General features: G+C 61.0%; 10 protein-coding genes. 3 read left to right on the plus strand and 7 right to left on the minus strand.

The window, feature by feature from the left end; translation table 11 throughout:
- Positions 1-36 precede the first annotated feature (36 nt).
- Both P5540_02170 and P5540_02175 read right to left on the minus strand, forming a co-directional pair.
- Positions 37-687: a response regulator transcription factor gene (locus P5540_02170; protein ID HRT63608.1), complete on the minus strand. Its 651-nt coding sequence runs from the start codon at positions 685-687 to the stop codon at positions 37-39.
- Positions 688-780: 93 nt separating this feature from the next.
- The gene (locus tag P5540_02175; protein HRT63609.1) at positions 781-2,304 is read right to left on the minus strand and encodes a sensor histidine kinase; all 1,524 of its coding nucleotides are present in this window, start codon (positions 2,302-2,304) and stop codon (positions 781-783) included.
- Between the two features lie 132 nt (positions 2,305-2,436).
- On the opposite strand from P5540_02175, the gene P5540_02180 reads away from it, so the two are divergent.
- A complete protein-coding gene (locus P5540_02180; protein HRT63610.1) occupies positions 2,437-3,219 on the plus strand; it encodes a tetratricopeptide repeat protein in 783 nt (260 codons plus the stop codon).
- A 25-nt stretch (positions 3,220-3,244) separates the two neighbouring features.
- On the opposite strand, the gene P5540_02185 is transcribed toward P5540_02180, so the two are convergent.
- The 5 genes from P5540_02185 to P5540_02205 all read right to left on the minus strand — a co-directional run bounded on the left by P5540_02185 (position 3,245) and on the right by P5540_02205 (position 9,992).
- A complete protein-coding gene (locus P5540_02185) occupies positions 3,245-5,296 on the minus strand; it encodes an SUMF1/EgtB/PvdO family nonheme iron enzyme (protein ID HRT63611.1) in 2,052 nt (683 codons plus the stop codon).
- Positions 5,297-5,346: 50 nt separating this feature from the next.
- Complete coding sequence (locus P5540_02190) at positions 5,347-6,600, minus strand: glycosyltransferase family 9 protein (GenBank protein ID HRT63612.1); 1,254 nt, start codon at positions 6,598-6,600, stop codon at positions 5,347-5,349.
- A gap of 10 nt (positions 6,601-6,610) precedes the next feature.
- Positions 6,611-7,384: a hypothetical protein gene (locus tag P5540_02195; GenBank protein ID HRT63613.1), complete on the minus strand. Its 774-nt coding sequence runs from the start codon at positions 7,382-7,384 to the stop codon at positions 6,611-6,613.
- A 10-nt stretch (positions 7,385-7,394) separates the two neighbouring features.
- A complete protein-coding gene (locus P5540_02200; GenBank protein HRT63614.1) occupies positions 7,395-8,393 on the minus strand; it encodes an aldo/keto reductase in 999 nt (332 codons plus the stop codon).
- 63 nt (positions 8,394-8,456) lie between these two features.
- A complete protein-coding gene (locus P5540_02205) occupies positions 8,457-9,992 on the minus strand; it encodes a hypothetical protein (GenBank protein HRT63615.1) in 1,536 nt (511 codons plus the stop codon).
- 239 nt (positions 9,993-10,231) lie between these two features.
- Between P5540_02205 and P5540_02210 the strand changes: the two genes are divergently transcribed.
- Positions 10,232-10,801, plus strand: coding sequence for a sigma-70 family RNA polymerase sigma factor (locus P5540_02210; GenBank protein ID HRT63616.1), 570 nt, complete (start codon positions 10,232-10,234; stop codon positions 10,799-10,801).
- Between the two features lie 38 nt (positions 10,802-10,839).
- Positions 10,840-11,727: a hypothetical protein gene (locus P5540_02215; GenBank protein ID HRT63617.1), complete on the plus strand. Its 888-nt coding sequence runs from the start codon at positions 10,840-10,842 to the stop codon at positions 11,725-11,727.
- Positions 11,728-11,753 lie beyond the last annotated feature (26 nt).

Raw genomic sequence — 11,753 nt, forward strand, 5'->3', positions numbered from 1 at the left:
GCAAACGATTTTTCCCGGCAGGCCGGGAAACAAGCGTCAGGACAATTTGAACAGGCCGTTGTCTATGGCAAAACGGACTAGCTCGGCGCGCGTTTTGAGTTCGAGCTTGCCCATGATGTTGTTGCGGTGCGTTTCGACGGTGCGTTCGGAGATGAACAGGCGTTCGGCGACTTGTGTGTTGGTATAGCCGTAGGCGAGCAACTGGCAGACTTCCTGCTCGCGTTGGGTGAGCAGCGAAACCCGGTCGGATTTCTTGGGGGTGGTCCGGCCGACGTAGGGCGATATCACCAGATGCGCCAGGGTGGGATCGATGTAACTTTCGCCCCGCGCCACGGCGTTGATCGCATGCACCAGTTCCTGATCGCTCGACTTCTTGAGCACATAGCCGCGAACGCCGATCCGTAGAAGTTCCTGCAGATAGTATTCGTCCTCGTGCATGGTCAGGACGACAATGCCCAGCTTCGGAAACTTGCGCAAGGCGGCTTCGGCCACGCGCGGGCCGGGCAGGCCGGGGATGCTAATGTCGAGCAACAGGACGTCTACGGGGTGTTCGTCCAGCGCATTGAGCGCATCCACGCCCGAACCCGTTTCACCGACGATTTGGAAATCTCGCTCCCGTTCCAGCAAGGCCTTGAGGCCGCTGCGGAACACGGCATGATCGTCAAGTATGAAGACCCGAACCGGCATCGTCTGTTTCTCCTGAAGTTTGAAAAGAAAAGGCGGCAAAAACGCGGAAACCGGCGTCCGCAAACAGCGAAGCGAGTCCAGGCTGTGCGTTCCTCATCCGCCATCCCTCTCGTTTTCCAGCGATATCCGCACCCTCAGCGTCGTTCCTTTTCCCGGCGCGGAATCCACGGTGAATTCGCCGCCGATCAACGCGACGCGCTCGCGGATGCCGAGCAGCCCCAAGGGGGGGCGCGATCCTTTTTCGAGCGCGGGCACGTCGAATCCGCATCCGTCGTCCTCGATCACCAGATGCACTTCATGGCCGTGGCGCAACAGAATGAGGCTGGCCTGGGTGGCGCGCGCGTGGCGTATGATGTTGGTGCAGCCTTCCTGCGCAATCCGGTACAGCGTCACCTCGATGGGATTGGGCAACCGCCCGGCCTCGTCCCGCGCGACATATTGATAGTCAATCTTGAAGGGCAGCAATTTCGAGATTTCCTGGGTATACCGCGCCAGCGCCTGATCCAGACCGTAATCGTCCAGGATGGACGGGCGCGCATGCCATGCAATGCGCCGGACTTCGTCAATCATTTCGCGAATGCCGTTTTTCACGTTGTTGAACCGGTCGGCATGGAGGGGCAGTTCCTTGCACGCGGCCTCGATGGACAACAGCGTCGTGGAGAGGGACTGCCCCAGTTGATCGTGCAGTTCGCGCGCGATGCTCTTGCGTTCCTCTTCCTGCACTTCCACAATCCGGGCCAGCAGCGACTGGCGGATGGCCTCTTTCTCGCGCACCTTTTCCCGGTAGGATTCGAGACCCTCCGCCATCTGATTGAAGGCCAGGGACAATTGCCCGATCTCATCCTGGCTGAACACATCCGCGCGGGCCTGAAAATTGCCTTCCCGGATCTGATTGGTCGCTTGAAGCAGATTGTGGACGGGACGAACGATCGCATAGGTCAGAATAAGCGCCAGCGACAATCCCACCGCCACGCACAGCGCCAGGCTCCAGAACAACGAGCGGCTGATGGACGTGATTTCTTTTGCGATAATCCGATCCCCAACGCCCAGCCGGATGATGTCTTGTCGCGTGTCGTTGACCGATGCCCACGCTTCGAGAATCAATCCCTCCCGCCGTTGATAGGCCCGGATGCGTCTCGTCCCCAACTTCAGCTTGCGGGCGGGGACGTCCATCAGGCCGGTCGTGACCTCGAACGACTTGGGATCGGCGTGGCAGCCCATGCAGAGGTTCTTGTTGTTGATTAGCAGATCCGCCGGCGCTTCCTGCGGAAAGGCAAAGCCATGGGAGACGATTTGGCGATCCGGCGCCTGGACGATGATGTAACGCACGTCGGGGAACGCGTTCATCGTGTTGGTCAGTTCGCGATCCACGTCGGCAATTTGTTTTTCGATCAGCAAGGGCGCGATGCGGTCCGCCAGCGCCGTGGCAATCGAGAGCGCCGTTTCGCCGTGGACCTGATAGTGCGTGTGAAACATTCCAACGCTGATTTGGTGGAATGCAACCCCTCCGAACAGCAGCGTCACCAGAAATCCGATCCCCAGAACCTTTAAAAAGATCGGCACCGACAAGGCCAGCCAAACCAGTCGCGCGATGATCTGTCTACATGCGTTGAACACGGACGGCCGTCACCCGTTGATTTCCCTGTAACAAAGAAAAGACTTGTCGAATTATAACACCCGGCCTCAGGAAAAGGAATCGGGTTGCATTTCCGCGCCGGGATGGTCTACCGTAGCCCCATGGTGGACGACATGAAAAACACGGCAACGGACGAAAGCGCCTCGTGTGGTTCCGTTCCATCCGAAACGGACGGCGACGAGGGGCCAAGGGCCTATTTCTCGTTTCTGGGCGTGGCCGGCATCGGCTATGTCGGACTGTTGATATTTATTGTGATCTTTGGGCTTTTTGGCGATGCATTGACGGCGGGTGTGGACGATGCGTGCGCGGAAGCGTCGTTTCAGGGCGGCCAGAAGGCCCTCGACCTCGGCAATTACGATCTCGCGATCCGCCGTTTCCGCCGGGCGTTGGATGGACAGTTCGTGGACAAACAACGCGAGTACGAGTGCGGGCGTTCCCTGTGCGAAACACTTTACCGGCTCGAACGATACGACGAGGCGGTGGATGCGTACCGCGCGTTGCCTCCCGGGGCGCTAACAAAACCGGGGCATCTGACTGCTTATGTGTCGTCTTTGTGGCGCGGGGGCAATCCCGCGGAGGCGGAACGACTGGGCCGGCAATGGCTGGAGATGGCCCGCGAGGCCGGGGATGCCACGCAGGAATCCTGGGCCTGTGGAACCTTGGGCGGGATTTGCCAGGAGGCCAATCGCCTGGAGGAGGCCTTGTCGTACTACCGCAGGGGATCGGCGCTGGCGCCGGACAGCCAATTGACGTTGAGCGCGGCCGCGGTCCTTCATGCGCTTGGACGCGATGAAGAAGCCATTCGCGAACTGGACGCCTTCTTGAGCCGTGTTCCGATGGGCAATTTGCACGAACAGGCGCGAAGACTCCGGGAACAATGCGCCGGCGTGAAGTGATTTCCGGTTTCCGCCGCGCCCCGAACTATTGGGCGGGGAGGGGCGGAAGGGACTTGACGCAGCGAAACCCCACCGTGTCGGACGCGGACTCAAAGGGCATGGAAAACCGCATATACATGGGGGTGTGCTGCTGGTCGCGATAATGGCCGCCGCGTACCACGAGGATCGTGCCAAACGTAAAATGACGGGTGTCTTCACGGCCGTCGCCGGCTTCGTAGGGCAGGGGCATGAAACGTGATCGGGTCCATTCGGCGACGTTTCCAGCCATGTCGGTACAGCCGGCCCATGAAAGGTCGTCGGTAAAGACGCCGACGGGCCGCGCATATTCCATGTCCGGCGAGTCGCTGCCCGAATTGCAACCGCCGTCCTTCCACGATTCGCCCCATGGGTAGTTTTTCGATGCGGCGGGCCCGCCATAGGCCGCGCGCGCCCATTGGGCCTCGGTCGGAAGTTGCTTGCCGGCCCATGACGCGTAGGCCAGCGCGTCATAGAATGTCACCGATATGACGGGATGGTCGGCCGGCGCGGTTTCGAGATCGTAGGGAGGGAACCGCCAGTTTTTCTCGCGGCAAAACAGGAGGTACTCGCCGTTGGTGACCTCGTGTTTGTCAATGAAGAAGCCGTCGAGCGTCACGACGGAAGATGCGTTTTCGTCGTGAATCGTCACATCTCCGGGAAGCACAAACACCATGTCCGACGGCCAGTCGGCCAAGGCGGAGTAACACTGAACCGCTTGCCGGGCCAGTTCAAGGGCCATGGGATCTTTCTTGTGAACCAGTTCCTGCGCCATTTCCCAGCGTTTGCGGGCGTCTTCGAGAACCTTTTTCATGGCCTCGTTTTTTTCGACATCGGGATGGATCTGGCTGGCCTGTTCGATGCGCGACTTCCATTGCCTGAATTCGGCGTCGAAACCGATGGAAGCGTCTTCCGGAGGCGCCAGCCGTTGCGCCACGGCCAGCGTTTCGGCATGCGTTTTCAACGACTCGCGGCGGCCCAGTTCCGCGCGGTAAAGTCCCACTCCCGCCAGCAGCACGATGCCCGCTGTTAGCGCCGCGCCCGTGAGGAACCGCATGGACACCCGCTTGGCAGGGGGCGGTTGTTTCGGGGGGTGCAGGGCTTGCGGGGCCGGGCCGGTGGCGCCTTCGACGAGTTTGCGAATGGGCAGAAGCGCCGCCCGGAGTTCCCTTACGCTTTGATAGCGTTTGGCCGGATCCGGGTCAACGCATTTCGCAACGATCGGATCAAGCGCCGGCGGCACTTCACGGGTCAGATGCGAGGCGGGCCGCGGCACGCCGGTCGGCATGTTGCCCGTCAGGATTTCGTAGAGCACGACGCCGACGCTGTAAATGTCCGCGCGCGCATCCACGCTCGCGCTGTCGCGCAGTTGCTCCGGCGACATGTAGAAGGGGGTGCCCATGACGATGGCCGGCCCGGTGAGATGCCGCGTGTCCATGAGTTTCGAGATGCCGAAATCCATCAGTTTGACCGTGCCATCCTCGCAGATCATGACGTTTTCCGGCTTGATGTCACGGTGGACGGTATGGCTATGGGCGTATTCAAGCGCCGCACACAAGCCATCTATGATTCGCAGGGCGTTGCGCACGGGCAGCCGCTGGCCCGCCGGCAATTTTTCGAGCATGTCGCGCAGCGAACGGCCCTTGATGAGTTCCATCGAAATGTAAATGATGTCGCCGGTGATCCCGATGTCGTGCACGCGGACGATATTCGGATGGGACAACCCCCGGGCGATGCGCGCCTCGTTGAAAAAACGCTCGACGACGGTCTGATCGCGCACAAACTGCGGCAGCAGCGTCTTGAGCGCAACATCCTCCTTCAACACGTTGTCGCGGACACGATAAATGCAACCCATGCCGCCGCGTCCTATGACGTCAATCACCGAGTAGCGCGACGCGACAATCTGCCCCGGGCGGAACACATACTGCGCCTGCTGGACCGGCGGCGCGCTGGGCGGCGCAATTTCGATTTTGATGCGCGGCAGGGGTGTTTTGCACCGGACACACGAATCCTGGCCGTCGGGATTGACAAAATCGCATTTCGGGCATTTGACTTTTGCCATCGCAAAATCCTTTTTGCGCGTTCATCCTAATATGCCGGCGGGGAAACTTTCTACTTTTCGCCGGGCGGATATCCGCCGTTTTCTTTCATCCTGCATGCGTCTTGCACGGCCTTTAGGACTTCGTCCACGGCGATGGCTTCCATGCACCGGGCGTGGGTGCAGGGGGAGAAACGGTGATTGAAGGGGTTCACGCACGGCGAACAGGCCAGTCCGGCGGATAGCGCGCGCGCGTTGGGTCCCAACGGACCGTACCGCAGCGGCGTTTCCGGCCCGAACAGGACCACGCCGGCGATATCCGTCAGTGCCGCGAAGTGCCCCGGCCCGCTGTCGTTGGTCACGATGACGGACGAAAGGACATACAGGACGAGCAATTCGCGCAGCGACGTCTTTCCGGCAAGGCTTACGGCGCGCGGCGACGCGATTCCCTTGCACAAGGCTTCGGCGGCGTCACTTTCACCGGCCGTTCCCGTGACGACGATGACCGCGCGGGGATCGTCCGCGATGATTTTCCGTCCAAGGGCCTCAAACCGGTCCAGCGGCCACTTGCGCAAAGGAATCAGGTCGCCGGCATTCGGATTGAGAATCACGATGTGTTGTCCGTCGGGATGAATGCCGCGTTCCGCCAGAAGCGCCAATACGCGATCAAGCGATGCCCGGTCCGGTTCGAAGCGTGGCGGCGGCCGGCGGGAAGGCGGAAGCACAGTCTTCGGCATCGGCGTGTCCCCGGGATCCATCCATGCGCATTCCGTCAGCAATGAATAGAATTCCGCTGTATGAAGATAGGGGTTGTATTGGACACGATGCGTCATCAAATGGCCGCGATAGGGATTTTCGCTCGTAAACCGGTGCAGTCCCACGCGGATGCGGGCGCCGGACAGCCGCGCCAGCACCGCTGAACCCCGTGAGAAAAACTCCAAGTCAATGGCGGTGTCAATCTTTTGGGCGCGCATAAAACGCATGAAGCGCCAAGTATCCAAAAGAAATGCCCAAAGGCCGTCGTTCCGAAACGAAAACACGTTTTCAGCGGGCAGCGCGTCCATGATGTCGAGGATGGGACGATTTTCAGCGAAAACGCAGAAAAAGATGTTTTCGCGTCCGACGCGGTCCGCGGCCCGTTGAATGGCGTCTGCCGCGAGCACGGTTGCGCCCTGTTCAATCAGTTTGATGAACAGAATGCGGCGCGGGCCGTCCGTTGCCGATCCGCGCCCGCGAAAGAAACCCGAAATGCGGCTTGCAAGGCTCACCAGCGCGCACACCGGCACGCCGGCGCAGGCGTCGAGCCATCGAATCATCCGTGCGTTCACCGTATCTCCCTCACCGGGCATTGTACGGGGAGAACAGGCTCATGTCCAAATGACCGTTCGGGCGGCTCCTTCCGCTCGCCGTGTCGTGGCGGTAGATGTTTGAAACGTGCGACGAACCCGTGACGCACGGCACGCCGACGAACGGCGCCGTTGACGTGAACAGGATGTTGCCGTCGGGCAGGTAGCAGGCGTCGTAGTTGTCCACGTCCGCCTCGGTGATTAGCGGTAATTGCCGCACGGATTTGTCCGATATGTTCAATTCATGGATTTGCCAGCGGCCGTTGTCGCCGGGCATCGAAAAAAGCAGGCGATCCGCGTCGAAATGCAGGTCCACGTCGCCCACGAAAACATCCTTTTCGGGCCGGTACAAGGTGGTTAGCGCGCCGTCGTTCAAGGGAGACAAGATTGCTATTTCGTTGTCGAATCCCGACATCGGCAACGTCGAGTTGCTTTCCCAGTTTTGCGACAGGCCGAGTTGTTTTTCAGAACGTTTGACGACGATCAGCGAATCGAAGTTCAGCAGGGGGTTCGCCAACAGCGCTGCGCGCGCCAATTCGTCCCATCGTTTCCATGTATCGCCGTTTTGCGACGCGGCCGCTTCGTCCGCGGCCTCGCGCAAGGCTGTCTCTCCTGCGTCATCCATGAGATAGTCCGCGCCGAACGTCTGCCGCAGGTCGCGCACGGCCAGAAAAACGGACTCGAAATCCGCATGTTGCGCCGTGCCCGTTGCGCACGAAAGAGACATCAACGCAATCAGGAAAGACCTCGCCGTCCGCCGGATCATGCGCGGCGCCTTATTCGGGATCGCCGAGGGCAAGCGCATCGTTGCGCATGCGCGCGATATCCACCGCATCCAAAACCAATGTCCCCGCAGCGGCGTTTTGTTCGGCCTGGGCGGGCGTGCGCGCGCCGCAGAGCACATGCGTGACGCCCGGCTGGGCGGCCGTCCACGCCAGCGTAAGTTGCGCGAGCGTACAGGCGTATTTGTCCGTCAAGTCTTTCCAGCCCGCAAGCATCGCCAGCACCTTCGGACGGTTCACGAGTTTGAACCATGCATTCCATGCCTCGTTGCTGCGGAATTCGTTCGGATCGAAGACGCGATCCATCCCGACCTTGCCGGTGAGCAGACCTTGTTCGAGCGACATGTAGGTCAACGTGGCCACGTTGTTTTGGGCGCAGTAGGGCAGGATATCGGCCTCCGGCGCGCGGTACAGCATGCTGTACCGGAACTGGTTGCTGGCGATGTCGCCATGGGACCGGTATTCGTCCAATTGTCCGACGCTGACGTTGGAAACGCCGATGGCGCGAATTTTGCCCTGATCTTTCAGTTTCATCAGGAAGGCCATCGTTTCCCCAATGGGTGTAAAATCAGGATCTTTCGATGGCCAATGCGCCTGGTACAAATCAATGTAATCCGTCTCCAACCGGCGAAGGCTGTTTTCGATTTCGATGGCGATGGTTTCCGGTTTCAGACAGATGAACGTGTCTTTTCCGTCGAAGTGAAAATGGAACGAACCGCGATGGTCGTCCCACCACATGCCGAACTTGGTCGCGAGGACCACCTTGTCGCGCCGGTTGCGAATCGCCCGTCCGATGAGCGTCTCGCTGTGGCCCCATCCATACGCCGGCGCGGTATCAATGAGATTGATGCCGCGATCCAGCGCGGCGTCAATGGCCCGGAGCGACTCCGCGTCGTCCGCGCCGTTCCACATCTCGCCCCCGCCCATGACCCACGTTCCCAAGCCCACGATGGATGCGCTTATGCCCGAATGGCCCAATTCCCTGTATTGCATGGTGTCTCTCCCTTCCGGTCAAATGATTGCGAAAAGATCGTAATACATGTTTTGTTTCCGCCGTCAACCTGTCCCGCCCGGCATGTCTTCCACGAGAACACATTCCAACGGTTCGAGGGGTATCGTGCGTCGGGCGTCGTTCACGCGCACGACAGCCTCCGCGCGTGTTTCCGTCAAATTCCATGCTATCGCGCAACGCGCCGAAGGATACCACGCAAACACGGCGGGAATATCGTTTTCGACATGGGGGAGATTCCTGAAACGGGAAACGGCTTCGTGTTTCAGTTCAAACAGGGCGGGCAACTCCTCGGCTGTCTCGCGCACGCCGGATGCGCCCGCGCCAGGCCGCGCAATACGGATGGTGTTTTTCCCGGCTGGAATGGAGGCAAGTCCGCGCGCATCGTCGTTGCCCAGAAAGACATACCCGCCTTCGGGTTTCGCGGTCACCTCGAACGGCATCCCCGTTGCCAGGAAAAGACTGTACGGGTTGGCGTCGCCCACCCTGCGGCCGTGTTCGCCCCAGAAATGCTTGAACGGTCCGCGCGGCGTGTGGCCCGCGACGCGCGCATGCAGTTCGGCCTGGCGTTTCATTGCGGGCGCGAGAGTGTCCCAGTGCGCCTTTGGAAACGGCGTGATGCCGCTCATGAACATCGTGTTTCGCACGTCGGCTATCGTCGAAACGATCAGTTTCGCGGCCATGTTTTGGGCGGACAATTTGTCCGATGGAAACGCGGTGGTCTCGCTGAAGGCCCGGTCGGGTCCGGCGAACCGGCGATGGAACAACGCGCTGAACAGTTCGTTCGTCTTGCCCTTTATGGGCGCGAAAGAGGCGTCGTCGAACATCAATTCGCCGACGCGGAACGGAACCTTGCGGTAGTCGTCGAGCCGGATTCCCGCGGACTCCGATCCCATGAACATGATCATGTTGCCGAGTTCGATAACCGGCGCGGCGGCTTGTTGGGCCCGGAAGCAGGTAGTCAATTCATCGCACGTGAAATCGATCCATTCGCGCAGCGTTTTCGACAAATTGCGGCGCGCAACGTCGCCAAGCAGTTCATCCCATTTGTTTTCGCCGTACCCGCGCGATTTCAGAAACGCCCGCTTGTGTTCCCCGCAATAACAGCCGCCGATCACGCCCGGCGCCTGTGCGAGCCGGAAATCGTCGTCCACGAAGACGCGGCGCACACCGGCTGCGGCCAGCGCGCGCATGGCCGCCGCGTTTTCTTCCGTGGCGGGTGCGTGGAGCGAGGTGCCGGCGTATGGCGTGCCGTCGGGACGAACGCCCATTCGCCAATGGGTAGGCGGCGTCAACGGAAAATGTCCCGATTTCGCGCCGAGCGAGTCGCCCGGGTGGCCGAGGGGGACATTGATGGCATGCGCGCCCATGCCCATGGCCTCGGCGCGGCGGCGCCATTTCGTCAACGCTTCGATCGGATGCGGCCAGTATCCGTAGAAAAAACCGGCAATCCAGGCAGCCGATATGCCGGCGTTCCGGGCGATGTTCAACCATTCCGGGTCGTTTTCGAGCGCCTCGATCGAAATGGACAGATGAAAAGCGCGCCTTTCCGGATGTGAGTGTATGGATCCGAAGGCCGACATGCCCGCCATCCCCGTCCCCGCGGCGGCGAAGGTTTTGAGAAAGGTCCGGCGTGAATGTGACAATTTATGTGTGTGCATGAATTTCATCATACGAAAATCGCGCCCTGCCTGCCAAAAAATGGATCCGCCCCATGCCGTTGAAAAGAAAGGCGCATTCCGGCGGCGCCGCGAAAACGGCGGCGAAACGATGTACACAAAAACCCGCGCCGGGGCGTTTACACTAATGGATGAAGGAATCCGTGGGAGTCAGGACATTGCAGGACGCTTATGCGGAATATGATCGCCTGATCGCGCCGATCGAGGACAAAATGATCAAGGCAATCTGGCGGGTGACGCGCAATGGCGAGGATGCCGAAGAGGCGCTCCGCATTGCCCTTGCGACGATCTGGCGCCGATGGAACCGTATCGCCGGCCACGCCAATCCGGAAGCGCTGGTCATCCGCATTTGTCTCAATGCTTCCCATGACGTGCTCCGGGGCAAAAGCCGGCGGCGGCGGCATGAGGCATCCATCCATGCGAACGATCGCGCCTTCCTTGAATCGCAACCCGCCGCCGGGCCGGCCCCGGACGAGGCGGCCGTCTTGCGCGAACAGGAATCGGCGGTGTTGCATGCCATCAGCCGCCTTTCGCACAACCAGGCCGCCGCCGTGTTGATGCGGCTGGTGCAGGGCCGATCATACGGCGATATAGCCCAGGCGCTGGGCTGCAAGGACGCCACGGTGCGCAAGCACATTGAACGCGGAAGGGAGCGGCTGCGCCGGATGCTGGAGCCGTTTGTCGCTTCCTGCCGCGGGGAGGCTGTTTTATGACCCCGGAAGATCCGTCACGCGATCCATTGGAGAGACTCTTGAAAAAGACCATGCGCGATGATTTGCCGCCCGATGTCGAGGCGCGGCTACGAAGCCGTTTGGCCCTTTTCCGGCAGGATGTGAGCCGTTCGCGCCCGCCGTCGTGGCGGACAGGGTGGACGACGCGCGGGTTGCTGCGCGCCTCGGCGGCGATGGCCTGCGCGGCGCTGCTGATCATTGCGCTGCAATCGCTTTTCGACAACGGTTCGGCACCCACATGGGCCCAAGTGAACGCGGGATTCGCCGCGGCGCCGTTCGTCAACGCGACCATCTACATCAAGAATGGCGTCCTCGACGAACCGCTTCAACTGGAACTCTGGATGAGCAAGGGCGGGCGGCTCCGCATGCGCGCCGGCAACCAGATTCTTTTCGGTAGGAACGGGGAAATCGCCGAGTCGTTTACATTGCCCGGCACGACGCCCCCCCGCGCCGGGGTGGACGAGGCCCGCCGGATGGTGCAGGAGTTTGTCGCCGGACTGGGCGCATCGGGCGCGTTTTCGTTTGAAACGCTCGTCAAGGCTTTGCCGGGCAAGACGCCGCAAACCCCGCCGCTTCCCAATCAGGACGCCAGCGTGGCCCGCGATCTCGCCGTGTTCGACATGGTCGGCGACTCGCAGGGCGACTGGGTCCGGATATGGGCGCTGCGCGAAAGCCGCCTGCCGGTGCGCGTGTTGTTCTGGGATCCCGGCCGGGCCGGGAGCGTTGACGTGCTATTGTCCTATTTCAATGAGCAGCCGGCGGAATTTTTCGATCCGGCGGCGTTCCGGAAAACCATCGAAGGGATGGCCGATCCCGCAAGCCAGGCATACTCCCTGCTCAAGGATCCCGGCGGCCGGCCATGGTCGCCGCAAGACAACAAAAGACCGTCTGCCGCGCCGGGCATCTGACCGGACGGCGGCGCAAACGAAAGGAA

It is taken from the genome of Candidatus Hydrogenedentota bacterium, from assembly GCA_035450225.1.
Taxonomy (GTDB): domain Bacteria; phylum Hydrogenedentota; class Hydrogenedentia; order Hydrogenedentales; family SLHB01; genus DSVR01.

What these genes read in the sequence shown, in the direction of transcription:
- P5540_02170 (HRT63608.1), bottom strand. Translation starts at nt 687, where the DNA reads ATGCCGGTTCGGGTCTTCATACTTGACGATCATGCCGTGTTCCGCAGC.
- P5540_02180 (HRT63610.1), top strand. Translation starts at nt 2,437, where the DNA reads ATGAAAAACACGGCAACGGACGAAAGCGCCTCGTGTGGTTCCGTTCCA.
- P5540_02185 (HRT63611.1), bottom strand. Translation starts at nt 5,296, where the DNA reads ATGGCAAAAGTCAAATGCCCGAAATGCGATTTTGTCAATCCCGACGGC.
- P5540_02195 (HRT63613.1), bottom strand. Translation starts at nt 7,384, where the DNA reads ATGATCCGGCGGACGGCGAGGTCTTTCCTGATTGCGTTGATGTCTCTT.
- P5540_02200 (HRT63614.1), bottom strand. Translation starts at nt 8,393, where the DNA reads ATGCAATACAGGGAATTGGGCCATTCGGGCATAAGCGCATCCATCGTG.
- P5540_02205 (HRT63615.1), bottom strand. Translation starts at nt 9,992, where the DNA reads ATGTCGGCCTTCGGATCCATACACTCACATCCGGAAAGGCGCGCTTTT.